Below are 23373 nucleotides of genomic sequence, written 5' to 3' on the forward strand. Positions count from 1 at the left end.
ATATGCACATAACATCATCCGAAAAAAGAAAAAGCGACTTACTGAAGAAAGCCTTTTTATGGCTCATTGTCTTCGATTACCTTTTATTGGCGTTTTTCTTAACTCAGCTATCAAGTATGACACTAAACAGCGGAACCATGATCAGCTTGTTACTTGTTGTTTATAACGTCTTACTTGTTTCGCTATGTTTTCAACGAACCAACAAGCAGGACTCTTACATTATCTACCCTGTTTTGTCCGCAACGTTATTAGCATTTGTCTGCTTTCTTTACTTCTTTTTTTTAATTTAGCTCCCCGACTCGACCATTGATTTTATTTTTACTGCTTTTTCGAAGTGGTCGAGCTGATGAGTCTGAATCCACCACGTAGCCGCTTCCATCAACAGCTCTGGGTCGTCATTTTTATTAGCGAAAAACGCATAAAATGAGAGACCAACCAATTCACCTTTACTCGCGATCTTTTTGTCACAGACCTCTATAATTTTGTCTCTCAGCGAAGCTCTCATTTCTAATCCCTTAACCTAGTACATACTCACTAACCATACGGTTGAAAGAAATCAAATCAAACGAGCCTTTAATTTCAAAACGCACTCTTCCCACCTCACTCATGAAGAACTCGATTTCACAATCCAAATCAAAAGTACCAGAGGTCTCGATAGAAAATGCATTGATCTTACTGTAAGGCAAAGAAGTGTAATCCACTTTTGAGCCGGTAATCCCTTGCACATTTGCCGCTATCACTCGCTTGTTCGTAAACACCACTTGGTCACGAACTGTTTTAAAAGCAGCGAAAATAGTCTCACCATCAATCAAGAACTTAAGGAAGTCTTCTCTGGCATTAGAAACGTCAATCGGCTTAAGCTTAAATACAGAGGAATTGTCGAAATCAATCATAATTAATCCTTTGAGTGGGCGTTAGAACGAATTATCAACGTATCAGATAGCACCACTTTTGCCTACTCGCAACGCACGTTTCTGCTTGATTCGCCCAACAACGAAGCGTCACTCACTTCCACCCTTGCATCCATTGCTCAGAGTCTTTTAGGTCTTGCCAGTTCATCTCTCGGTCGCGTTTACTCATGACTGCCTCGATGACACATCTCACAACGTTACCATCTTCATCTAGTTCCATTTCCGTCACGACAAAATGCTTCTCTTTGTTTTTAGGTGAAATTGCCGTCCATTTACTGTGCAATAGTTTCTTAGGGTGGATTCTGTTCATCGCATTGTACCAATTTAACTACCATGTTGATGTATACGACTGAATACCAAGAGAGAATCAGATTTTGTTTTTGCAAACCGACAAAAGATAAAACCGCAAAAGAGATCACTCCCTTTCGCGGCTCTAACTACAATCCGACTAGGTCTTCTGACCATTCAGTCGAGGGTTTAAGTACTGACTTTGTAGCAACTGTAACCCTTTACCGACCAGAACAATCACTACCGCGCCAATCAGGACAGGCGTGAAGAGAAAACTCCATCCCTGCCCAGACGCCATGATCAAAATTGGATTTGCCCCCGCAGGTGGATGAGTGGTCTTCGTAATCAGCATCGCAGACACACCTAGCCCCGTCGCAATCGCGAGCGTGACCGGCGTGACGTCAACATACTGGCTAAACGCAATACCGATAGATGCCGTAATGAAGTGACCAATGATCACGTTTTTTGGTTGAGCGAGAGGGCTGCTAGGCACCCCAAACACCAGTACTGCGGTAGCACCAAATGGTGCCATCAGGAGTACAACCTCAGTCAGTGATACCTCAGCGTAGGACAATACGCCAATAGCCAACGTAGCGCCAAGCCCGGCAACCAACGATAAAATTAAATTATTCATAAACACCTCAAAGTAGACCGAATTGTCTACAAAATAAAATAGACAAATCTGTCTACCTTTGTCAATATGTGTTTATGGAACTTTTTGAGGACGTAGTTATGAACAAAAAGAAACAGTTATTGATCGACACAGCTTTGTCACTGTTTTATAAACAAGGCATCAACTCTATTGGCATCAATGAAGTCCTCAATGTTTCCGGCGTGGCTAAACGCACGCTATATAACCATTTTGAGAGCAAAGAAGCGCTTATCATCGCCGCATTAGAACAACGCCACCAAGTATTTATGGAATGGTTGGAGGAAAAGCTTTCTTCAGCACAAACGTGCGCGGAGGTGATCGATCAGTTATTTACAGCACTCAACGGCTGGTTTCATGGCTCTGAAGAAAAGTTGGGCGAGTTTCGCGGTTGCTTTTTCATCAATACGTCCGCGGAATTCAGTGACGACAGTGGCGAGATCGCAACGTATTGCCGCTACCATAAGCAGCAAGTCAGAGAGCTAATTCATCACTATCTCAAATCAGACAACGCTGCATTACTCGATGCCATTTGCATCATGAAAGAGGGCGCGATCACTACCGCTTACATGACGAAAGAGTACGACAACATCACGAAGAAATGCGTGACCATTTTGCACAAGCTTTAATGCGTTCAGGTATAGTCATTTGCGGATTAAGTATGCAAACCAAAGGCACCAATCGGTGCCTTTCGTTTTAGTTAGTGAGTGTACTTACAGCTCGTGCTCGGTACGAGCAATGATATCGTCTTGAGCATCTGGTGATATCGCGGTGAAGAAGGCTGAGTAGCCTGCAACTCGCACAACCAGATCACGATATTGTTCAGGGTTCTTCTTCGCTGCTAGCAAGGTCTCGCGAGAGACGATGTTGTACTGAACATGCCAGCCTTTGTGGTGGTTGAAGAAGGTGCGAATCAACATAGAAAGCTTGAGCTTGTCCCCTTCAGACTCAACTGCTGCCGGGCTTAACTTCTGGTTAAGCAGCACGCCACCAAGGATCTTATTCGCTTGAATCTTACCAACCGAGTTGTACACTGCCGTTGGACCTAAACGGTCTGAGCCAGATGACGGGCTTGCACCTTCTGCCAATGGCGTTTTCGCTTTACGACCATCTGGCGTTGCCATGGTTGAAGCACCGAATGGGACGTTTGCCGAGATACTTGATGTACCTGCGTAGTAACCGCCGCCAATTGGACCACGCCCATGACGCGTATTAACGAACTGCTCTAGCTCATCAATGTACACTTGGTAAGCGTCTGCCAATAGTTGGTCTACCGCGTCATCATCGTTACCGTATTTTGGTGCAAAGTTGATAAGACGTTGGCGAAGCTGTTCGTTCTCCATGCCATCGAAATCTTCTGCCAATGCTTTTGCTAGCTGTTGTTGTGAGATAAGGGGCTGAGTGATTTGCGCATCATCGAAAACAAGGTGCTTGATGGCAGCTAGGCTGTTACCCAAGTTCGCGATACCGACTTGCAAACCAGATACCCAATCGTATTTCGCGCCACCTTCTTTCACGGTTTTACCGCGAGCCAAACAGTCATCCACCAGCGTTGAACAGAAAATGTCTTGAGCTTGCTGTTCAAGTACGCTGTCGACTACAGTATCAATCTCAATCGATTTACGGGTGTAGTAGCGGATTTGCTCTGCCCAAGAAGCGGTCACTTGCTCAAAGTTCTCAAAGTTGCCTTTTGCTAATGACTTATCGTGTGGCAAGAAAGCTTTACCCGTTGTTGCATCCACACCTTCGTTCAATGAAGCTAGCAAGATACGGGCGAAGTTAATGAAGCTCATGCCCGTACAACGGTAACCCCATTTGCCCGGAACTGCGGTCTCGATACAGCCGATAGATGCGTAGTTGTAAGCGTCTTCTTTCTCTACACCAAGCTTGATGAATTCAGGAATAACAATCTCATCGTTGTTGAACGCTGGCATACCGAAGCCGCATTTAATCACTTCAATACAGCCCATTAAGAACTCTTGGTTTAAACCTTCATGGTAACGCACACTCAAGTTAGGTTGCGTCGAACGTAACTGACCACAAGATTCCAGAATCACCCAAGAAAGTGGATTCACTGCATCTTCAGGCTCACCTTTTTCATTCAACTTCTGACCGCCGATACACACGTTTTGATACAACGGAGAACCTGCGGAGGCTTTTGAGTGCGCGCCAGAGCGAATCTTGTTTACTTCAAGCAACTTCAACCAGCAGCTTTGTAGCAACTCTAGTGCAAAGTCTTTTTCAATCGCGCCGTTTTCGATATCGCGAACATAAAACTCGTTGAGGAATTGGTCCATACGACCGAAAGAAACCGAGTGACCGTTCGATTCGATTTGTAGCATCAATTGAACAAAGTAGCTCAATTGCAGTGCTTGCCAGAAGTTTTCTGGAGCGTGGCTCGCGACATGACGACAGTTTGCCGCAATGCTTTCTAACTCAGCTTTGCGCAGCGGGCGTGTCTCTTCTAACGCCATTTTTGCCGCCAATTCAGCGTAGCTCACCATGTGATCTTGAATCGCAAGCAGTACGATTTCGACCGATTTGTAGAACTGCTCTTTCTTCAAGCCTTCAAAGGTCGAAACATCATTGTTAGCACGGTGCTGACGAACATCCTCTAACAAGCCGTTCATGCCTAGCTTCAAGATTTTCTCGTTATCCACCGCAAGGTGCGCGTCACCCGAAGTCATGTTGCCTTCAGCTTTAATGATGGTGCTGGCTAAGATTTCTTGCTGCTCATCAGTGAACAAGCCATAACAACGGTCTTGAACAGTTTTACCGCGCCAATACGGTGTGATGCTGTGGATGCTTTGCTTATCTTCTTCAGTGACCGCAAAGCCTGCACCAGGACGGTCGGCTAGCTCATCAATTTCCGCTTCAATCCAACGCACTGTGTATTCTGGGAAAATAGGCGCAGCGCGTACTTTGCTCGCTTGGTTACCGACGATTAGCTCATCGTGTTTAATCCAAATAGTACGAGTGCGTAAGTGCTCTTGCAGTGCTAGCGCACGTTGGACAATTACAGGTTTGTCTTCGTTTGCTTGATAAGCACGAGTGTATGCCTCTGCACGCTCGGTACAGACAGGTGGCGTTACGATATTTACCAGTGCCGATTTGTGCGCTTTGATACGCTCAGGAAGGTAATTCAGGTCCATAGTTAACCTCTTACAATCACGTTAAGTTGGGTGTTTTCGCTTGCGTATTGCATGGCGCTTTCTAGCAGTTCTGGTTTGTTTAGTGGCTTGTCAGAACACTCGTAAGGCATATCGAGCAAACGGTATTTATTGATGCCGAGCGTGTGGTACGGCAGCAAGTGAAGTTCTTGGCAGCTTTCTAGTGAAGCCGCAAAATCGATGATGTCTTTCAACTCTTCGATGGTGTCATTGAACCCCGGCACAACGGGAACACGAATCACAATGCGTTTCGCGATAGGTGCCAGTTTTCGGAAATTGTCTTTGATGCGTTTCAGTGAACCTTTCGCCCAGCTAAGAAACTTTTCTTCATCAGTGTGTTTTAAATCCGCCAACCAGCAATCAATATGCGGCGCGGCTTTTTCGACATTCTTCCACGGCACATGCATGCACGATTCAATGGCGGTAGAGACTTGGTTGTCATGCAGACGCTGCGCGAGTTCTGCCACCAAATCTGCTTGCATGAGTGGCTCACCACCGGAGAAGGTCACACCACCTTGGCTTTGGTCGTAGAAAGGTTTGTCTTTCATCAAGGTGTCGAACAACATGTCTGATTTCGCCTCTTCACCGCAGACAGTCAGTGCTTGCGTAGGACAGACGTCTCGCAGCGCGATCAGCTGGTCTTCTTTGATGGCTTTGCAATTGATGATGATCTGGTTGTCGATGCGTTGAATACCATCGCTCACCGTTTCACTATCCGCTCTGGATTGAGTTGTGGCTTGATAAGCAGAAACGCACAGTTGGCAACCTTCCATACAGCTTCGCTGATCAAACAACAGTGAATGTTTTTCGCTGCGACTTTCTGGGTTTTGACACCAAGGGCAAGACAAGCTGCATCCTTTAAGAAAAAGAATGGAACGAATGCCATCGCCATCATGGGTAGAGAATCGTTGGATATTGAAATACATCTCTGCTTGCCTCTTGGTCTGTGCTACCGCTGTGTACTTAATCCGTTTCTTGCTGGTTAAGTCTTATCAGCGGCTTTTCTTTGTTCGAACTGAAAGCTTCATTTGAGCGTTTACAAGTTTCACTCAACTTTTCATTTAATGAAATTATTATAGTTTCAAATGAAATTTCAATTGATCAAAATCAAGATCTCGTTCGATTGTCAGATCTATAGTGATCCCATCATCAAAACGAAGATTTTGTTTAAGGTAGAAACCATGATTGAACTTTATTTAGATACTGCTGATGTGGCAGAAGTAAAACGCTTTAACCAGTGCCTACCGCTAAAAGGCGTGACGACAAACCCAAGCATTTTGGCGAAGTCAAAACAGGGACTGAATGAAACCCTAGCAGGCATGCAAGAAGCACTTGGCGGTACACCTCGCTTTCACGCTCAAGTCGTGAGTTCAACCGTCGAAGGTATGGTGGCAGAAGCGCGCCAACTGAATGAATTGCCTTACGATATAGTGGTAAAAGTGCCAGCAACAGAAACCGGCTTAGCAGCAATTAAGCTAATGAAAAAAGAGGGAATTCAGGTTCTCGCCACGGCTATCTATTCAGCTCAACAAGGTTTCCTAGCGGCACTGTGCGGTGCTGACTACCTAGCACCTTACGTAAACCGCATTGATGCGATGAACGGCAACGGTGTTGAAGTGGTCGCGGATCTTCAATTGTTACTCGATCAAAACCAACTACCAGCGAAGATTTTGGCAGCCAGCTTCAAGAACACTCAACAAGCGATGGAAGTGATGAAACTGGGCATCGAAGCCATTACATTGCCAACCGATGTGGCGGCACAAATGTTCGCTCACCCAGCAGTAAAACCGGCGGTTGAGCAGTTCGATAAAGACTGGAAAGAGACGTTCGGCGAGAAACTTTCATTTGAAAGCTAATTAAAAGTAGCAGCTAGACGTCTCAATGAATAATAAAGGGAGTCTTAACTCACCTGTGCGCCGGTGAGTTAAGATTCCCTTTTGTATTTCAGATAGAGAAGTAGCGCTACAGTAGTTCTCTATTGGTCAGTGACCAAAGGTACACGCGCTTGAGTAAACTGATTTTGATCCTTTTACGAATACCTCGTTTGGAATGGCGGAGTCGGTTTGGTAGCGCAATGGCTTTCATCTCGGTTTTCATTGCTTTTCCATCCAACAACACAGTAGACCTCCGATGCTATAAGCCAGCAGATCTTTCCAATCAAATGTGGCGCCCAAAATTACAGCCAGAGGCGATGAAGGTTCGATACCAAGCCAAGCTACGACCTGAAGCAATTGCCCCAACTCGACAGCAAACGCAATCAACACCACCAGTGAAACCAGCCAGTTAACGGGCATGGAGAACAAGCTTGCAAGAAAGTAGTAGAGCCAAACCACAACCAGAACATCACCAAATGTCGGACGAATAAAGCTGTCTCGAATATAGAGCGCAATAACGACCAATACGATAAAACACACCAAGCTTTTCAGTCCATTTTTTGCAGAAAATCGCAGGTGGATAGCGCACGTTTCTTCCACCATATCGCTTGGCTGACCAGTGAGAGTTGCTCGCTTAAATATCTTCATGATTCGCCTTTGCACTTTCTTCTTCTTTCTTATTTCGTGCGTACCAATCGATGTTGCGTGTAATGACCATAGTGAAGCTCAAAATCGCGAAACACAGTAATGTCCCCATAACCAATGCGTAGCTTTCTGCTTGTAGCAAGCCAAACAGTAATCCGTAGAGAGTGAGCAAACACACTCCGAATATCGCGCCGTGTTTGGTGTTGCTCAACATACCGCTCACGTACACACTTAAAAGCCCCGTCGATGCGACTGCCGACACCACATATGCCCAGTTAAAGCCCAGATGTTCACTCATCGAAATCAACAACAGATAGAAAAGCGCTAAAGCCAGACCAATAAAACCGTATTGCACAGGGTGAACCGGACGCGCTTGGAACAGCTCCAGTAAGAAGAAACTCGCAAACACTAATGTGATAACCAATAGTGAATAGTTCACAGCTCGGTGGGATTTCAAATAGTGGTCCACGGGATCAATCAAATCTACGCCCATTTGTCGCTGTTCAAGCTCGTGACAAGCGTGATTCGATGACAAACAGCTTTGGAACAGCTGCGCGATATTGGTAGAGAAGTTATTGCTCGCCCATTGTGCATTAAATCCATCCTCAGAGACTTCTGATGACACCGGTAAGTAATCACCGATAAAGCTTGGATGTGCCCAAGTTGAAGAGAGTTCAACCGTTGTTTGACTGCCGATTGGTGTGACTTGAAGCTGCCCCATCCCTTGTAGCAAGAAGTTAAGATCGAATGCCAAAGGTTGTGCTGGGTTTAGGTCTGCAAGTGTCAGATCACTGTGGAAGCCTTGTGGTAACTGATTTAACCCCGTTCCCGGTGCGACTTCGATATCAGAGCTCGCCATGGTCATGTCATCCAAACGAATCAATCCACGGCTGTCTTCAATGCCAACGACTAGGCTCATGTTGTCAATATCAAGCCCCTGCAATGCCGTGAGATCGTCTGCATCGAAAGTGCCTTTCAGTGCCACTTGTGCTTTGTATAAACGCGCGCGGTAAATGCCTCGGTACTTTTCAAAACTGTCCAGATTCGCGCTCATATCAAAAGTGCTAGGTAGGAGGAATTTACGACGCTCTTTAATCTGTACTTTGTCATCTCGGTAACTGGTTTCGGTGTAGTTAACCATGATGAATGGGCCAATGATGCGCTGTTCGCCGCTGCTGCTGCGTGCGATGTCGTTTCTGACTTCATCTTGGCGATATGAGCGTTCTGAGATCAGCCCTGTGACCATTGAAAGCGGGATTTGCAGTAAGACAAACAAAAACAGCACGAAGGCGAACTTCGTGCCGAGTTGGTTATTGAGGATCTTTTTCATGTTTCATTCTCCATTTGCTGATGGAAGTAATCTAAATCAGCAATTTGGAGAACGAATGGAGCTAATGTGGAGTTTCTATGGAGTTGGTAAAATCAGGGTCACTTTCACGCCAGCATCGACGTTTTCGACTTGCAACTGACCTTTGTGCAGCTTGATCACTTGCTCAACAAAATTCAGCCCGAGCCCAGTGCTCTTAACACCATTTTCCCGAGCGAGGGAGTAGAAGCGCTCGGTTAAACGAGGCAATGCATAGTCGGGAATGTGAGGACCTGAATTGAAAATCGACAGGCACACCTTTTCTTTCGTGACCTCAGTTTTCCATTCAATGCATCCCTCTGAATGAACAAAATCCAGCGCATTGTCCATCAGGTTAAAAACGGCTTGTTTCAGTAAGAAGGCATCACCAAGTACGGAGAGATGGTCATCAATTTGGATTTTGGCAGTGACCGACTTAGCACTCAAACGCGCATCCGCCGACTCAACCACTTCATTGACCATTTGTTCTAGCGAGATAGCTTCGACTTGTTCTAACTCGGGGCGCTTTTCAAGACGAGCCAGTTCGAGCAACTTATCAATCAATGACTGCATGCGGTCGCTTTCTCGCTCAATGTTGCCAGCAAAGCGCGTGACCTTTTCTTCAGGCAACGGCATTTGCAATATTTCACTCGCGCCTTTAATCGCTGATAACGGGCTTTTCAGCTCATGAGTCAGCGTCTGTACGTACTCTTCCACATACTGCTTACCATCGAGCTGATTGCGCATTTTCTCTAATGCATCACTTAGCGTGCCGTACTCATAAAAGATACGAAATGTCGGCTTAGAGACCTTTTTGCCCTCACCCATTTTGGTCGCGTAGTCTTCTAGCTTGTTCAATGCCGAGTGAATTCGCCAAGCAAACAATGCCCCTGCCAATAGCACTAAACCACTCATCCATACCATCCAAAACAGCACATTGCGTTTAGAAAGATCGATGAAGGGTTGTACTGAGCGATTGGATTTTGCCACCGTCACGCTGCCAATGATTTCGCCTTTGTGGTAGATGGGCGCAGCAACGTGCATGACGGTTGAAAGCGGATCTTTCGGGTCTTCGATGGTACTGCGCGCGCCGTATTGACCACGCAACGTGAGATAAACATCGTTCCATTGCGAGTAGTCTTTGCCTACGTCTTGCTGCCAAGAATCCGCAATCACAATCCCTTGTTTATCGGTGATGTAAATTCGATGGTTAATCGCTTTTTTACCGATTTCCCAAATGCGCGCTTGAGGTTCTCGCTGCCCATAAGCCGTTAATAGTTTGGAGAAGCGACTCTCAGACAACTTTCCGTTTGCAACGTCTTCTTCCGCCAATACCGCAAGCAAGTTCGCCATATCCACCAGCGTCTCTTCGGTGGTTTGACGCACGGTTGGCTTAAGTTCTTGGACAACCGTTTTGCTCACCATGTAAGCCGTCATTCCGACTAAGATGAAGTAGAGAAAAAACAGTCTGAGTCCAAGAGGGATCTTCGGCCAGCGGTTCATCATTCACCTTTAATGCAGTAAAAGTAACCAAAGCCACGCTTGGTACAGATGCGTTCAGACATCTCAAACGGCTTCAACTTATGGCGAATGGCTTTGATGTGGGTATCGATATTGCGCTCGTATGCAGCCTCTGGCGCCATGTCTGCCGCGACCATGAGCTGCTCTCGGCTCAATACATTGGAAGAGACGGAAATCAGTTTATCGAGAATCTTAAATTCGACCGCCGTTAACCCAAGCATTTGCCCGCCAACACCATAATCGAAGTTTTGCGCAACCAAACCTTGGTTCAATTGAGGCTGTTCTGGAACAGCTACAGGCTCTGGTTTGTGCTCTATCATTGGCGCTTTAGCTTTGATTCGAAGTTTAATGCGCGCCAGCATTTCGCGCGGGCTAAATGGCTTAGTCACGTAATCATCCGCGCCAATCTCCAAGCCCACGACGCGGTCAATTTCATCGCTTCTTGCTGTGAGAAAGATAATGGGAATATCAGAAAACTCACGGATGGTTTTGCATAATTCAAAACCATTGCCATCCGGTAAGCCTACGTCTAAGACAAGTAACGCGGCGGAGTTGTGCTGCAAAAAAGCTAAGCCCTCTCCTGCTGTTGCAAACCACTCTGCGTGGTAGCCATCCATCTCTAATACATGAATCAGGTTCTCTGCGATAGCAGATTCATCCTCGATAATAAGGACGGTGGGTTGTTCGCTCAATGTCTTAGCCTCATTGACGGTGTTTATCTTTATGTTGGTATTATCACTTAATTTGGGGCCAAGGCTAGTGGATTGATGCAGCAAAGGCGCAGTTCATGGATAATACTAATCAAACACACTTCTATTCAGCATAATAAATTTATCACTTAGATTAATGAGTCACCACAATTGTGAATACAATGATTTCAACCATTGATATGAACAGTGTTCATTTTAAACTCAAGTTATCAATTCGATTTTATTTAAAGGACAGTCACTGATGAAAAGAGCGCTAATTCCCCTGGCTTTACTGACTTTGCTCTCAGGTTGCGCCAGCATGTCTCCGGATGAGTGCAAAACGGCAAACTGGTACAACGTAGGTTATCAAGATGGCCGAGATGGCAACGATCCAAACATTATCAATAGCTATACCGAAGACTGTGGTGAAGCGGGTGTGACACCCGACCGAGCGAAATGGAAAGAAGGCTTTGATAAAGGCACTATCCAATATTGCTCACCAGACAATGGGTACACTGTCGGTATCGAAGGCAAAGAATATTACGGTGTATGCAGCAGCAAAGAGTTTATTGAGAACTACCAGTTAGGTCATCAAGAATATCAACGCCAGCAACGCATCCAACAAATCGATACTGAAATCTCGGTCATCGATAATCAGCTTGATGGCAATCCAGACAAAGATAATGCCAAGAGACTGAAAGAGAAGAGAAAGCGATTGGCTGACGAGCGTTCAAGCCTCTTGTCGCCAACCATCAACTTGAATCTGAATTTCTAAATCGATTGGATTTAGCTTCTAAAAATTCATGGCCCTAGCTCAGTTCTAGGGTCATGAATTGACTGTTCGGATCGAGTTCGTAATCCCCGAACGGCTCGCAGTACACAAAGCCATGCTTTTCATACAACAGGCGCGCTGGTTTAAAAAACTCCATCGAGCCCGTTTCTAAACTCAAGCGCTGCAAACCTTTTTGCTTCGCTTGCTCAATCACATGAATCAATAATTGAGATGCCACACCTTGGTTTCTTGCCGTAGGCGTGGTGCGCATGGATTTCAGCTCCGCGTGTTGGTCATCCAACTCTTTAATCGCCGCACACCCAAGCAGTTGCTCACCTTTCCATCCTGTCCAAAATGTCACTTCTGGCGCTTTGAGCTTATCTAAATCTAACGCATGCACGCTTTCTGGTGGTGACGTGGCGTACATGTCCTGTAAATGTCCTTCCAACAGCGCTATCACTTGCGGCCGTTCTAAATTGTCGATTTCAATTCTCATATATCCATCCTTGGTTTTTCATAGCTAAAGCGGCTGTCTCATAATGTGCTGCGGTCCAACTGGGCCGCCGTGGTAAAGCTCATTGGTATCTTCAAACCCTGATTTTAAATAGCACTGATAAGCAGGTATGTTGCGGCAATTCACGGTGAGATAAAGCGCATCAAACTCGGGATAATGGCGTTTGGCGAAATCGGCAAACTGTTGAATGGCTTGCTTGGCGATGCCTTTGCCTTGATGACGGTGATCCACCAGCAAAGCACGTACGCCTAAGCTGTTTTTCGGGCAAAAATCGTATTTCTCACTGTAAGCTGCATCAAATAGAAAAAAGCCAACCACATCATCGTCTGTCAAAATCAGATGCGGAAGTTCTGTAGGTTCAAGACGCGTAAGCATTTCACCCACATCCGCGACCGTAAACTGCGATTGCTCTTCTAGCACGCTAAGTTCGCAAGTTTGTTCATGTCGCTCAGGCGAATACTTTTCAATAGTAATCATAATCTTCCTTGTTGTTTTTATGCTCAATTCATACAGGGTATGTCGTAAATAGAAATACCTAGTGTCGTATTTCCCACTCGCAGGCAAACGTTTAGCACTCTATTATCCTCGCCATTCGATAGAGAGGTTTCCATGTCCCGTTTTTTACTTTGTAGTTTTGCACTCGTTTTACTCTACCCTACTGCCATTGATTTGTATCTTGTTGGTTTGCCTCAAATTGCGTCAGATCTCAACGCCAGTGAATCTCAGTTGCATATTGCGTTTTCGATCTATTTAGCTGGCATGGCTACCACCATGTTATTCGCGGGGAAAATTGCAGACTCTGTGGGACGAAAGCCTGTTGCCGTCGTCGGCGCGATGATCTTCGTGCTCGCGTCTTTTCTCGGCGGGATGGCTGAGCAACCAAACACTTTCTTGATTGCTCGCTTTTGCCAAGGCATCGGGGCTGGATCTTGCTATGTCGTCGCGTTCGCGATTTTACGCGACACGTTAGACGATGAACGCCGCGCGAAAGTATTGTCGATGCTCAATGGCATCACCTGTATCATTCCAGTGATCGCACCTGTGATTGGTCACTTGATTATGCTGAAATTTCCTTGGCCGAGTTTGTTTACCACAATGGCAGGAATGGGCATTCTCGTCAGTGTATTGGCCATTTTTGGTCTCAAGGAATCACTACCCAACCAACAAGGTGAAGAACAGGCTACGCCAGAGAGCCATCATGAGACTTTCCTCGAGCGATTTTTTATCAGTAGGCTGATCATTACTGCACTTGGAGTGGCCACCATCCTGACCTTTGTTAACGCTTCACCAATTGTCGTGATGAGCATGCTTGGTTTTGATCGCGGTGGCTATTCTTCCATCATGGCAGGGACTGCGACGATCAGTATGTTGATTTCGTTCTCTGCGCCATTGGCATTGGGGATTTTTAAACAGCGAACCTTAATGATAACCTCTCAAGTATTGCTCGCTTGTGCAGGCATCGTGCTCAGTGCTGCCTATTTCCATGATGGACAATCTCATTACTATGTGTTCGGACTTGGGCTGATTTGCGCTGGCTTCGCTTGTGGCTTTGGCGTGGCCATGAGCCAAGCGCTCAGCCCATTCTCTCAACAAGCTGGCGTGGCGAGCTCACTACTGGGCATTGCTCAAGTTTGTAGTTCCGCGTTCTATATTTGGTTTATGGGTTTCATCGGCGTTAGTGCACTGAATATGTTGGTGTTTATCTTAGTGTTAGGTAGCGTAATCAGCCTTGCTCTAATACTATTGATTCCAAAGCCTGTTCACGATACCCATTATGAAGAAATCCCTAGCGCCACTTGATTTAAACTTACTGTTCACTCTGCAATTATTGCTGCAAGAGCAAAGCGTCTCGAAAGCCTCGAAAAAGCTGAACGTTACGCCCTCTACCGTAAGTAAGTCGCTCAACAAACTTCGTCATTGGTTCGATGATCCTTTGTTTGTCAAAACACCTAAAGGTCTTGCGCCAACGCCTTTGGCACAAAGCATGGAGCAAGATCTCGCAGAATGGCTGCAAATTGGCAGCCAAATTGCAGAAAAACGCAGCGATATTACGCCTAAAGGAGTGCGTTTTGATATCACGATTGAGTCGCCATTAGTGCTCACAGTGCTGGACAGACTCATCGTCGCTATCCACCAGCGATACCCTGAAGCGAAAGTAAAAACCAGTAACTGGGATTACGATTCACTCGACGCCATCATTCGAGGAGAGGCGGATATCGGTTTTACCGGCCGAGAGAGTCACCCGAGATCGAAAGAGTCGTTGGATCTTCTGCCGTATTTCTTGGATTTTGAGATTCTATTTTATGACCTGCCGATGGTGTATTTACATAAAGATCATCCGGCATTACAGCAAGAGTGGAATCTCGAGACCTTTCTGAGCTACCAACACATCAATATTGTTTGGGAAAAAAGTGAAACTTGGGCGTTGGATGAAGTATTAACGGAACTAGGGCTACAGCGCTCTATCGGGCTGACGATGTCCAACTTTGAGCAATCCCTTTTTATGGCAGCGCAGCCGACGCATGACATGATCACCACCGCGCCGCACTATTGCAAAAGTTACACAGAAAAGCTGCATCTCGATTTGGTGTGCTTGCCAATTCCATTAGACCAAGCTCAACAAGACAAGTTACTGATTCCATTTACCATGATTTGGCATAAACGCAATCCGTACAATCCCAAATTGCTATGGTTGAAAAACACCATTAAGTCATTGTACAAACAACCTTCCCAACCACAGTAAGACTCAGGCTAAGGTCAGGTTTTCTCTGGTTATTTTTAATGACTTTCTTGCTCTGATAGCTATAACTAATCACTTTATCAACTAATAAAAATGTTCTTTTGGATCTACACTAGCTGTTCATTTACACGCTAAGGATCAAGGATGTCGACCTTCTTACTCACTGCTATTGCAATGCTGGCGTTCGCTGCCAATTCATTATTGTGCCGACTTGCCTTGGCAGAAGGGTTAATTGATGCAGGAAGCTTCACGCTCGTTCGATTGATATCTGGCGCGATTACCTTAATCGCAATGCTTGTCGTGAGAGGTCAGTGGAAAACCGATCGGCCAACTTCTCGCTTTCGCTTTTTTGCTGGCGTGGCGTTATTTGGTTACGCTGCCCTTTTCTCTTTCGCGTACTTACAACTGGCGACAGGAACTGGTGCTTTGCTTTTGTTTGGTGCCGTGCAACTTACATTACTGGCGATCTATTGGTTGCAAGGTGAGCGCTTTCAGTTTCTCGAAATCATCGGTATCGGCCTTTCAATTGTTGGATTTATTTGGTTGATGTTGCCATCTGCCACTCGCCCCGATATTAGCTCTGCACTTCTCATGTTGATTTCTGGCGTTTGTTGGGCTGCGTTTACTGCGCTCGGCAAACAAGCGCCTTCTCCAAGTAGTGGGATCACGTGGGGATTCATCGCTGCATCAATAATTGGCGTGCTCCTTTCGCCATTAATCTTGTCCTCAATCCAACTTTCTTTGAGCGGAATGTTGCTCGCTATCGCATCTGGTGCCATTGCCTCTGGCCTTGGTTATACACTTTGGTACCAAGTCGTACGTAAGCTCTCTTTGCTTCAAGCCGCCGTCAGCCAACTTTCCGTGCCAGCCATTGCTTTGCTACTCGGCAGCATCGTACTCCACGAGCCTCTCTCACTGCATATTCTTTTAACCAGCGGCATCATTCTTGGTGGGATCGCTTTGGTTTTTTTATCTCGATCCAAAAAAACAAACGAACAATCGGCAAGCCGATAAAAAGTAATAACTTTCCCTCTCAAATACCCATTCATCATCTATGCTTTTTAAAGCAGTAAAGCTCATTGCAGATGGTACAAGTGGTCTGCTTTGGTACCAGGCGAAGGATATAAGGTGAGAATTGGCTCACACAACACGACTATTTTGTTTCAAAAGTGAGAATCATCACAGATCGCGAATTTGCTCGTTTTAGGCGTTTCACCAATAACGCCAAGGGCTAGCACGAGATCAAGCCAAATACGCACTTTTTGTTTTGACAAAGGGTTTACAAAGCACACTTTTTCACCCGCTATATTCCGCCCCCCGAATTTATTCAGAATAAGATTCTGATTATTCACATAAGAAATTCATCAACTTATAACGATAAGCCTGAGCAAACTTTGACACTATGAACGACAAAATAAAATTCGCTATTAAAGTATCGCTTAGCCTGACTCTGGCTTATCTGATCCCGTTTGCCATGGGTTGGCCGCAAGCATCGACGGCCGCAACCACAGTGATGCTGATTGCATCCACAGGCAGTCGTCGTGAATCCCTCGCCAAAGGTACCTTACGCGTGTTCGGTACGTTGGTTGGCGCCGTCGTTGGCTTGTTACTGGTGGGATTGTTTGCTCAAGACCGCTTGCTGTACATGTTGAGCGTGTCGGTTGTGGTCTCATTCATTTTTTACTTCCGTAATGCCTATCAAAAAGATCCTACGCTACTCATGCTGACCGGCGTGATGACGTTGATGATGTCCAATGGCGGTGACGCAGAAGGTGCGTTTCTTTATGGCGTTGACCGCGCCTATATGACGGTGTTAGGGGTGGTGGTTTACACACTCGTGGGGACTTTCTTATTCCCGACCAAAACAGAACAAAACCTAAGACAGCTCATCGAACAACTCAACCAAGCACAACGCGCGTTGTTCACCTCTATCTTGCAAAATTTCGAGCAAAAATCGGCAGGGCAAATCTCTCCTCAAAAAGGCGGAGAAGAAAATCCAGAAGCGGAAGAGCCACAACCTCCTAGCGTGGACACTCTCATCGAACAGATGTTTGCCGCCCAAAATGCGCTCGAACAGCGTTTTGCCACGGTCAGTGTGGAATGCAGTGACGTGTCGGCCTACATGAAAGAGTGGCGCTTGGCAGTTCATTTGAACAAGCAGGTAACGCAACAATTGACCGTCGCGGCGCACAGCCACTTTAGCCACCAGCAAGACCGTGAAAGCATCAGCAACTTTGATCAAGCCGTGGCGGAAATTGACGCGCTATTTGATACCTGCCAACAAGTCTGGGACGAAAAAGAACCCGCTTATCGTGCCCAGGAATTCAAAGTCAAATACAACCAAGCGTTGCTTGAAGACGCAGCTCACCTAGAGAAAGGCTCTGCGCTTACGCTTGGTCACCTATTGGAACTGATGCATCAAAACTTGTCGCGTTTAGCGGAGAGCATTAGCTGTATTGACTCTGTGACGAACAATGTCTCCTTTGACGTGCCACTGCCGAAACCGAAAGGCAAGTTTCTATGGTGGGACGCAGAAAACTTTAAAACTGCGGTCAAAACCTTTGTTACCTATTGGGTTGCAGGACTGATTTGGATTTACTTCAATCCACCAGGCGGCTATTCATTCGTGGTCTTCTCGACCATGTTTATGTCTTTGCTGTCGTTCGTGCCTGTGCACCCGATTTTGTTGCTAGTGCTTTTCACTTTCGGCTTCTTGTTCGCGGTGCCTTCTTACGTCTTCATTCTTCCGCAATTGGATCTCGGGTTAGAGCTTGGCCTGTTTATCTTTATCTACACCTTTATCGGTTTTTATCTGTTTAACGGGCCAGTGACGATTTTCTATATGATTGGCTTGTTTGTTCTCGGTTTAGACAACAACATGTTTTATCACTTCGGGATCCTCATGACGATCATGCTGTTGTTCTACATGGTGGTGTTCATGATTATTTTCGCGCACTACTTCCCGTTTAGCTCACGACCAGAACACCTCTTTTTGACCATAAAAGAACGCTACTTCCGACATACCCGAGAGCTGTTCACTACCTATCAACAGCAGTCTAGCTCGGTTATTACGCCGCTCAAACGGGCCTTACACTTGGTGACGCTCAATGTCTCATCGAAAAAGCTCAAAGTCTGGGGTTCGAAAATCAACCACAAACACTTTGATAAAACCACGCCAGAAGCGATTGGCGCGTTTAGCAAAGCGTGTGATGTACTCAGTAATCACATCAACATCTTAATGGCCGCCGAGAAAAAGTTGATGACCAATCCACTAATTACTCAGCTTCGCCAACAGCACCGCGATTCCATCATTCCTTTGATGGCGGGCGCTTTAGCCAGCCATCAAGCAACACAAGAACTCGACTCCGTATTCGACCAATACAGTCAAGATTACCAAACATTCGAAGATAAACTGGAAGATTTTTTTAGTGAGTTGGATTTATCTGACTACGCTTATTCAGAGATAGCCGGTTTTTATATCTTGCTGAATTTAAAACGGAACGTGTTCGAAGCAATCAAGCATTGCAAGCAAACCTACGAGGATATCGATTGGGTGAACTTACAACAGAAGCGTTTTTAAAGGTGGGGATATGATGCTTCCAAAACTAACCAAACCAAGCCTCGCCATACTTTCTTTGCTCGGACTCAGTGCGTGTACCACGGTAGGACCAGATTATGTTCATCCAAAGCAGGCGCCACTGCCAAGTGACTGGTCGGTGCAAAAAACAGCAGCCAAAGATACGCAGCAATCAGAGCAACAGCTACAACAATGGTGGCAGCAATTTAATGACTCAACTCTTAATCAGCTGGTTGAGTTGGCGAGCAAACAAAACCTCGATTTAGAAGCCGCAGGGCTACGAATTGTTCAAGCACGTTCATTCCTTGGTATTTCGACTGGCTTGCAATACCCACAAGTTCAAACCGTGTCAGGAAACCTAGCGCGTGCCTACGTAAATGATCAGGGCGTGAATAACGCCACTTTGTCGTTTGATGCTGCTTGGGAAATGGATGTTTGGGGCAAGTATGCTCGCGGAATTGAGTCGGCAGAAGCGGGTTACTACGCATCCATCGCATCGTATCACGACATCATGGTCACCATAACCGCCGAAGTGGCGCGCAATTACATCAACTATCGCACATTCCAAGAACGTATTTTGCTGTCTCGCCGCAATATCGAGATTCAAGAGCGTGTCGTCCGCATTACACAGGTGCAGTTCGACTCTGGCAACGTTACAGAATTGGACGTTCAACAAGCTAAAAACCAACTCTACACCACCAAAGCAGCGCTACCGAGCCTCGAAGTGGCAATGAAGCAATCACGTACTGTGTTGGCTTTGCTACTGGGTCTGTTACCAGAAGAAGTAGATGGACTGCTACAGTCGGATGGGATGCACAAGCAAATCGCTGAGTACGAAGCCCAGTTCAAATCAACGGGCAGAAAATCGGCGCTATCGGGCACCGACGAGCGCTCCATTGTGCCACGTCCACCGCTTTTGGATACGCAAGTGGATGCTAACTTAGTGATGCGACGTCCGGATTTGCAAGTCTCTGAGATGCAAGCTCGCGCGCAAAGTGCGCAGATTGGCGTGGCAGAAACCGCTCTGTACCCAAGCTTTTCGTTGTTCGGTTCCATCGGTATCGACAGTACGGTTCCCGATGGCAGCAGTTTCAGTTTTAGCGATTCGCTCACCATGGTGGTTGGCCCAACGTTCAGTTGGAACATTTTCCAATACGGACGCGTGAAAAATAACATTCGTTTCGAAGATGCTCGCTTCCAAGAAACGCTGACGAACTACAACAAAAAGGTACTGCAAGCCGTTAATGAAGTCACCAATGCAATCGAAGCGTATGACCTGTATTTGCAGCAAAAAGATTTACGCTTGCAATCGGTCAACTCTTCCATTCGTGCGTTCAACATATCCATGACACAGTACGAAAACGGACAAATTTCATTCGAACGTCTGCTTAACTCGGTAGAAAAAATGACCCGCGCAGAAGACAGCTACGCAACGATCAAAGGTAATGTTGCGAACCAAGTTGTCGCGCTCTACAAAGCCCTCGGTGGAGGCTGGCAAACCCAAACAGGCAAGCCTTTCATCAGTGAATCGATTGCCACGCAGATGACAGAGCGCACTGACTGGGGGAAGTTATTTAAATGAAGAAAACCGCGTATTGCCGCCTTTGCGACTCGAAACTCCGGCTGAGACCAGTGATGAAAACAAAACGGAGGATCGGTAATGCCTCATGAACTCTCTTGGGGAGACGTTTACTTTTCTCCTACGCTACTCGTGCTCTTTCTCGCCGTCACGGCCACGTGGATAACGGTGATGATATTGAACAAGACACGTTTGTCTCGCTTCATCGCTTTTCCGTCTCTGACGTTTATTGCCATCATGGTCGGTTATGTGGTGGCCATCGACAGCTTTTATATTCAATTTTAGGTGCCAAACAAGATGAAAAAACTATTCGTAATCGCACTCAATCTTGTCATTCTTGGTGGCGCAGCTTGGCTCGGCTATCAAAAGTTTGAGGAATACTTTAATAACCCATGGACACGAGATGGGCAAGTGCGTGCTAACGTCATCAAAGTGGCTCCTCGCGTATCAGGCCCAATTGTAAATGTCGCGGTGCAAGACAACCAAGAAGTAAAAACGGGGGATTTACTGTTTGAAATCGACCCTGCGACTTACCAGGTTGCGTTATCTCAAGCCGAAGTAGCACTGGAGCGCTCCATTGTTAGCTCTCGCGGTAAAAAAATCGAATATGACCGCTTAAAAGACATTCGTGCCAAAGACCGTGGCGCGGTTTCTCACAAGGATCTGATTCGTCGTGAAATCGCTTACGAAGAGTCGCTACTGCAAATCAAATCTGCAGAAGAGCAACTAAAATCAGCACGCCTTAATCTCAGCTTTACCAAAGTTTATGCGACCGTCGATGGTTTTGTATCTAACCTCGATATTAGAAACGGTACGCAAGCGGTCGCAAACCAACCACTGCTCGCACTGATCGACAAAAACAGCTTTTGGGTATTTGGTTTCTTCCGTGAAAACCAACTTGCGCAAATCGAACCTGGCAGCCAAGCGCGTGTCACTTTGATGTCTCACCCAGACACGCCAATTGACGCGACGGTTGACTCGATTGGTTGGGGTATTGCGCCCAAAGACGGCACGGTCGGCTACAACCTTCTTCCAAACGTAAACCCTGTTTTTCAGTGGATTCGCTTAGCACAACGTATTCCGGTGCGAATCTCCCTACAAGAACTTCCTGAAGATGTTGATCTTCGATTCGGGCTTTCTGCGTCCATCATGGTGATGAAAGAGTCATCCGCAGAAAGTGAACAATAACTAAGTGAGAAGAGCCATGGTCATTGGTAAAAACCTCAAAAATATTAATGAAGAAAACAACTTCTTCTATCTAACCTTAGCACTAGTGATTTTGTTGCTAGGGAGTGCGATGGCACAAGTCGTAGGTGAAGGGACGATTGAACACATACTTCAGGCTTTCACGGTTCTGACGTTTATCGTCTGTTTTGCGAGCCTTCGCTTTGACAAAACCTGGTCTCGTTTCCTCTACAGCCTGTTTGGTATTTGGGTTCTTGTGATTGTGATCAAGACCGTTTTCGACATCAGAGAGATGAATGTGGTGATGCTTGCCCTCACCTTTGCGTTCTTTTTCGGCACTTTTAAATCCATCGCAAGACAGATTCTTTTCACCGGCCATGTCAACAGCAACAAAGTCATTGGCTCGGTCGCGCTTTTCTTGCTGCTTGGTCTGATGTGGGCGATTGCCTACCTCATTCTGCTTGAGTTTTCGCCTGAAGCCTTTACCGGTATGGAAGCGATTTCTTGGGGGCAGAACTTCTCCAATGCAGCGTATTTCAGTTTCGTTACCTTAACCACGCTCGGTTATGGCGACATTAGTCCTCTAACACCACTGGCTCAAGTCGTGGTGTATTTAGAGGCCATCACAGGTGTTTTTTATATGGCGATTGTTGTTTCAAGTCTCGTCAGTTCTAACATTGATCATCAGGTAAACAAAAATGGATAAACAATCGGTAAAAATCGACAGTAAGCTTTTCATCAGTAATATGGTGGAATCAGCAATACGCATTGGCTTGATCTTTGTCTTGCTGATGTTTACGTACGACATCATCAAACCCTTCATACTTCCGGTTATTTGGGGCGCTATTATAGCCGTCGCTTTAATGCCGCTTACCCAAAAATTGCAGCGTGTATATGGTGGTCGCAGAGGTCTGGCAGCCACAACCATTGCTTTACTTGGTATTGCCCTCCTTGTCACGCCACTTGTTATGGTATCAGGCTCCATTGTGGATGGTGCAACGCACGCGCTTGAAGTACTACAAAATGGTCAAGTGAAAATACCAGGGCCAAAACCTTCCGTAGCGGATTGGCCTATCGTGGGTGATAAGCTCTACGAAGTGTGGACCCTATTCGCTACTAATCTTGAGCAAGCGATTCAAACCTTTATGCCACAAATAAAGGCAGGACTCACATCTTTACTGGGTACACTGGGGGGCGTATTGGGAAGTTTACTGCTTTCAATCTTGTCACTTGCTATTGCAGCAGGTTTCATGACGTACTCTGAATCTGCGGCATCAGGCCTAAGAACCATCGCGATTCGTACCGCTGGTGAAAACGCAAAAAGCTGGACCACGCTTATCGCAGCGACAATTAAAAGCGTACTGCTTGGCGTAGTCGGTGTAGCGGCGATTCAAGCACTGTTGATCGGTGCTGGTTTCTTCGTATTTGGCGTTCCGGCAGCAGGTTTACTCACACTGCTTCTAATGATCTTATGTATCGCTCAGCTCCCGGCGTTGCTCGCAGTGCTACCTGTGATTGGCTTCATGTACATGACCCAAGACACCTCAACAGCAACCATGTTTACTGTTTGGGTCGTAGTTGCGGCTCTTTCTGAAAACCTGTTCAAACCAATGTTAATGGGACGTGGCGTCGACGTGCCAATGCCTGTGATTCTGCTCGGTGCCATCGGTGGTATGCTTTTCTACGGCATCGTTGGTCTGTTCTTAGGTGCCGTTATCCTAGCAATTTGGTATGAGTTATTTGTTTGGTGGTTGAGCATTGAGAAAGCACAACAGCAAGAAGAAATGGCAGAACAACAAGACGCTTCTGATGACCAATCAGAACCTGGACACGGTGCTGGCATTTAATAAATCAATAAGTTAGAAAGAAATTTAATCTATAACTTATGATATCAAACCGCTGCATTTCAGCGGT

Annotated in this window: 24 protein-coding genes and 1 pseudogene; 13 read left to right on the top strand and 12 right to left on the bottom strand. The window is 46.1% G+C overall.

Translation table 11 applies throughout. The features are described 5' to 3' along the window. Positions 1–2 precede the first annotated feature (2 nt). On the top strand, positions 3–290 hold the full coding sequence (locus tag MTF70_RS05095) for a hypothetical protein (RefSeq protein WP_005375002.1): 288 nt from the start codon (positions 3–5) through the stop codon (positions 288–290). Here MTF70_RS05095 and MTF70_RS05100 read toward each other — a convergent pair. From MTF70_RS05100 to MTF70_RS05115, 4 genes are all read right to left on the bottom strand, one after another. Continuing rightward, a complete protein-coding gene (locus MTF70_RS05100) occupies positions 287–505 on the bottom strand; it encodes a DUF6500 family protein (protein WP_017634431.1) in 219 nt (72 codons plus the stop codon). The two genes, MTF70_RS05095 and MTF70_RS05100, sit on opposite strands and share 4 nt — an antisense overlap. 10 nt (positions 506–515) lie before the next feature. Next, the gene (locus MTF70_RS05105) at positions 516–893 is read right to left on the bottom strand and encodes a PH domain-containing protein (protein ID WP_005386881.1); all 378 of its coding nucleotides are present in this window, start codon (positions 891–893) and stop codon (positions 516–518) included. Between the two features lie 112 nt (positions 894–1005). Then, positions 1006–1221 (bottom strand): TIGR02450 family Trp-rich protein, encoded by a 216-nt coding sequence (locus MTF70_RS05110; protein WP_005374999.1) that lies wholly within the window; start codon positions 1219–1221, stop codon positions 1006–1008. Positions 1222–1359: 138 nt separating this feature from the next. Then, a complete protein-coding gene (locus MTF70_RS05115; protein WP_005374998.1) occupies positions 1360–1833 on the bottom strand; it encodes an HPP family protein in 474 nt (157 codons plus the stop codon). A gap of 98 nt (positions 1834–1931) precedes the next feature. Between MTF70_RS05115 and MTF70_RS05120 the strand changes: the two genes are divergently transcribed. Then, positions 1932–2477 (top strand): TetR/AcrR family transcriptional regulator, encoded by a 546-nt coding sequence (locus MTF70_RS05120; protein ID WP_025768600.1) that lies wholly within the window; start codon positions 1932–1934, stop codon positions 2475–2477. Between the two features lie 84 nt (positions 2478–2561). On the opposite strand, the gene MTF70_RS05125 is transcribed toward MTF70_RS05120, so the two are convergent. Further along, on the bottom strand, positions 2562–5000 hold the full coding sequence (locus tag MTF70_RS05125; RefSeq protein ID WP_205461252.1) for a formate C-acetyltransferase/glycerol dehydratase family glycyl radical enzyme: 2439 nt from the start codon (positions 4998–5000) through the stop codon (positions 2562–2564). Positions 5001–5002: 2 nt separating this feature from the next. Continuing rightward, on the bottom strand, positions 5003–5944 hold the full coding sequence (locus MTF70_RS05130; protein WP_205461250.1) for a glycyl-radical enzyme activating protein: 942 nt from the start codon (positions 5942–5944) through the stop codon (positions 5003–5005). A gap of 255 nt (positions 5945–6199) precedes the next feature. Between MTF70_RS05130 and MTF70_RS05135 the strand changes: the two genes are divergently transcribed. Continuing rightward, on the top strand, positions 6200–6874 hold the full coding sequence (locus MTF70_RS05135) for a fructose-6-phosphate aldolase (RefSeq protein WP_025768603.1): 675 nt from the start codon (positions 6200–6202) through the stop codon (positions 6872–6874). 237 nt (positions 6875–7111) lie between these two features. On the opposite strand, the gene MTF70_RS05140 is transcribed toward MTF70_RS05135, so the two are convergent. The 4 genes from MTF70_RS05140 to MTF70_RS05155 all read right to left on the bottom strand — a co-directional run bounded on the left by MTF70_RS05140 (position 7112) and on the right by MTF70_RS05155 (position 11095). After that, positions 7112–7540, bottom strand: a complete 429-nt coding sequence (locus tag MTF70_RS05140; RefSeq protein WP_025768604.1) for a DUF2809 domain-containing protein — start codon at positions 7538–7540, stop codon at positions 7112–7114. Then, positions 7527–8867, bottom strand: coding sequence for a cell envelope integrity protein CreD (gene creD / locus MTF70_RS05145; RefSeq protein ID WP_025768605.1), 1341 nt, complete (start codon positions 8865–8867; stop codon positions 7527–7529). Before creD ends, MTF70_RS05140 begins: the two co-directional genes overlap by 14 nt. A 75-nt stretch (positions 8868–8942) precedes the next feature. Further along, positions 8943–10385, bottom strand: coding sequence for a two-component system sensor histidine kinase CreC (gene creC, locus MTF70_RS05150; RefSeq protein WP_025768606.1), 1443 nt, complete (start codon positions 10383–10385; stop codon positions 8943–8945). Further along, complete coding sequence (locus tag MTF70_RS05155; protein ID WP_025768607.1) at positions 10385–11095, bottom strand: response regulator; 711 nt, start codon at positions 11093–11095, stop codon at positions 10385–10387. The genes creC and MTF70_RS05155 overlap by 1 nt, the downstream gene beginning before the upstream one ends. A 259-nt stretch (positions 11096–11354) precedes the next feature. Here MTF70_RS05155 and MTF70_RS05160 point away from each other — a divergent pair, with 259 nt between their 5' ends. Further along, positions 11355–11867: a DUF2799 domain-containing protein gene (locus tag MTF70_RS05160; RefSeq protein ID WP_005374970.1), complete on the top strand. Its 513-nt coding sequence runs from the start codon at positions 11355–11357 to the stop codon at positions 11865–11867. 34 nt (positions 11868–11901) lie between these two features. Here the strand turns inward: MTF70_RS05160 and MTF70_RS05165 are convergent, their stop codons facing one another. Together MTF70_RS05165 and MTF70_RS05170 are read right to left on the bottom strand one after the other, a co-directional pair. Then, complete coding sequence (locus tag MTF70_RS05165; RefSeq protein ID WP_005386911.1) at positions 11902–12360, bottom strand: GNAT family N-acetyltransferase; 459 nt, start codon at positions 12358–12360, stop codon at positions 11902–11904. 24 nt (positions 12361–12384) lie between these two features. After that, on the bottom strand, positions 12385–12855 hold the full coding sequence (locus MTF70_RS05170) for a GNAT family N-acetyltransferase (protein WP_005386917.1): 471 nt from the start codon (positions 12853–12855) through the stop codon (positions 12385–12387). Positions 12856–12987: 132 nt separating this feature from the next. Here MTF70_RS05170 and MTF70_RS05175 point away from each other — a divergent pair, with 132 nt between their 5' ends. The 9 genes and pseudogenes from MTF70_RS05175 to MTF70_RS05215 all read left to right on the top strand — a co-directional run bounded on the left by MTF70_RS05175 (position 12988) and on the right by MTF70_RS05215 (position 23306). Next, complete coding sequence (locus MTF70_RS05175) at positions 12988–14178, top strand: MFS transporter (RefSeq protein WP_025768608.1); 1191 nt, start codon at positions 12988–12990, stop codon at positions 14176–14178. Continuing rightward, positions 14153–15121: an HTH-type transcriptional regulator YidZ gene (gene yidZ / locus MTF70_RS05180; protein WP_205461246.1), complete on the top strand. Its 969-nt coding sequence runs from the start codon at positions 14153–14155 to the stop codon at positions 15119–15121. The genes MTF70_RS05175 and yidZ overlap by 26 nt, the downstream gene beginning before the upstream one ends. 141 nt (positions 15122–15262) lie before the next feature. Beyond that, positions 15263–16132: a DMT family transporter gene (locus MTF70_RS05185; protein ID WP_205461245.1), complete on the top strand. Its 870-nt coding sequence runs from the start codon at positions 15263–15265 to the stop codon at positions 16130–16132. Positions 16133–16520: 388 nt separating this feature from the next. After that, positions 16521–18698, top strand: a complete 2178-nt coding sequence (locus MTF70_RS05190; protein ID WP_205461244.1) for an FUSC family protein — start codon at positions 16521–16523, stop codon at positions 18696–18698. A gap of 10 nt (positions 18699–18708) precedes the next feature. Continuing rightward, positions 18709–20356 (top strand): annotated as a pseudogene (locus tag MTF70_RS05195) (TolC family protein). Then, positions 20356–20559 carry a DUF1656 domain-containing protein gene (locus MTF70_RS05200; RefSeq protein ID WP_005374946.1) on the top strand — a complete coding sequence of 68 codons (204 nt, stop codon included), beginning with the start codon at positions 20356–20358 and terminating at the stop codon, positions 20557–20559. Before MTF70_RS05195 ends, MTF70_RS05200 begins: the two are co-directional and overlap by 1 nt. Positions 20560–20571: 12 nt before the next feature. After that, on the top strand, positions 20572–21462 hold the full coding sequence (locus MTF70_RS05205) for an HlyD family secretion protein (RefSeq protein WP_033906681.1): 891 nt from the start codon (positions 20572–20574) through the stop codon (positions 21460–21462). Between the two features lie 16 nt (positions 21463–21478). Next, entirely contained in the window at positions 21479–22165 is a 687-nt protein-coding gene (locus tag MTF70_RS05210; protein ID WP_005374942.1) for a potassium channel family protein, read from the top strand. Next, a complete protein-coding gene (locus tag MTF70_RS05215) occupies positions 22158–23306 on the top strand; it encodes an AI-2E family transporter (RefSeq protein ID WP_005386936.1) in 1149 nt (382 codons plus the stop codon). Before MTF70_RS05210 ends, MTF70_RS05215 begins: the two co-directional genes overlap by 8 nt. Positions 23307–23373 lie beyond the last annotated feature (67 nt).

The organism is Vibrio sp. 2CM40D (genome assembly GCF_023161825.1).
GTDB lineage: Bacteria > Pseudomonadota > Gammaproteobacteria > Enterobacterales > Vibrionaceae > Vibrio > Vibrio alginolyticus.

What these genes read in the sequence shown, in the direction of transcription:
- MTF70_RS05095 (WP_005375002.1), top strand. Translation starts at nt 3, where the DNA reads ATGCACATAACATCATCCGAAAAAAGAAAAAGCGACTTACTGAAGAAA.
- MTF70_RS05100 (WP_017634431.1), bottom strand. Translation starts at nt 505, where the DNA reads ATGAGAGCTTCGCTGAGAGACAAAATTATAGAGGTCTGTGACAAAAAG.
- MTF70_RS05105 (WP_005386881.1), bottom strand. Translation starts at nt 893, where the DNA reads ATGATTGATTTCGACAATTCCTCTGTATTTAAGCTTAAGCCGATTGAC.
- MTF70_RS05110 (WP_005374999.1), bottom strand. Translation starts at nt 1,221, where the DNA reads ATGAACAGAATCCACCCTAAGAAACTATTGCACAGTAAATGGACGGCA.
- MTF70_RS05115 (WP_005374998.1), bottom strand. Translation starts at nt 1,833, where the DNA reads ATGAATAATTTAATTTTATCGTTGGTTGCCGGGCTTGGCGCTACGTTG.
- MTF70_RS05120 (WP_025768600.1), top strand. Translation starts at nt 1,932, where the DNA reads ATGAACAAAAAGAAACAGTTATTGATCGACACAGCTTTGTCACTGTTT.
- MTF70_RS05125 (WP_205461252.1), bottom strand. Translation starts at nt 5,000, where the DNA reads ATGGACCTGAATTACCTTCCTGAGCGTATCAAAGCGCACAAATCGGCA.
- MTF70_RS05130 (WP_205461250.1), bottom strand. Translation starts at nt 5,944, where the DNA reads ATGTATTTCAATATCCAACGATTCTCTACCCATGATGGCGATGGCATT.
- MTF70_RS05135 (WP_025768603.1), top strand. Translation starts at nt 6,200, where the DNA reads ATGATTGAACTTTATTTAGATACTGCTGATGTGGCAGAAGTAAAACGC.
- MTF70_RS05140 (WP_025768604.1), bottom strand. Translation starts at nt 7,540, where the DNA reads ATGAAGATATTTAAGCGAGCAACTCTCACTGGTCAGCCAAGCGATATG.
- creD (WP_025768605.1), bottom strand. Translation starts at nt 8,867, where the DNA reads ATGAAAAAGATCCTCAATAACCAACTCGGCACGAAGTTCGCCTTCGTG.
- creC (WP_025768606.1), bottom strand. Translation starts at nt 10,385, where the DNA reads ATGAACCGCTGGCCGAAGATCCCTCTTGGACTCAGACTGTTTTTTCTC.
- MTF70_RS05160 (WP_005374970.1), top strand. Translation starts at nt 11,355, where the DNA reads ATGAAAAGAGCGCTAATTCCCCTGGCTTTACTGACTTTGCTCTCAGGT.
- MTF70_RS05165 (WP_005386911.1), bottom strand. Translation starts at nt 12,360, where the DNA reads ATGAGAATTGAAATCGACAATTTAGAACGGCCGCAAGTGATAGCGCTG.
- MTF70_RS05170 (WP_005386917.1), bottom strand. Translation starts at nt 12,855, where the DNA reads ATGATTACTATTGAAAAGTATTCGCCTGAGCGACATGAACAAACTTGC.
- MTF70_RS05175 (WP_025768608.1), top strand. Translation starts at nt 12,988, where the DNA reads ATGTCCCGTTTTTTACTTTGTAGTTTTGCACTCGTTTTACTCTACCCT.
- yidZ (WP_205461246.1), top strand. Translation starts at nt 14,153, where the DNA reads ATGAAGAAATCCCTAGCGCCACTTGATTTAAACTTACTGTTCACTCTG.
- MTF70_RS05185 (WP_205461245.1), top strand. Translation starts at nt 15,263, where the DNA reads ATGTCGACCTTCTTACTCACTGCTATTGCAATGCTGGCGTTCGCTGCC.
- MTF70_RS05190 (WP_205461244.1), top strand. Translation starts at nt 16,521, where the DNA reads ATGAACGACAAAATAAAATTCGCTATTAAAGTATCGCTTAGCCTGACT.
- MTF70_RS05200 (WP_005374946.1), top strand. Translation starts at nt 20,356, where the DNA reads ATGCCTCATGAACTCTCTTGGGGAGACGTTTACTTTTCTCCTACGCTA.
- MTF70_RS05205 (WP_033906681.1), top strand. Translation starts at nt 20,572, where the DNA reads ATGAAAAAACTATTCGTAATCGCACTCAATCTTGTCATTCTTGGTGGC.
- MTF70_RS05210 (WP_005374942.1), top strand. Translation starts at nt 21,479, where the DNA reads ATGGTCATTGGTAAAAACCTCAAAAATATTAATGAAGAAAACAACTTC.
- MTF70_RS05215 (WP_005386936.1), top strand. Translation starts at nt 22,158, where the DNA reads ATGGATAAACAATCGGTAAAAATCGACAGTAAGCTTTTCATCAGTAAT.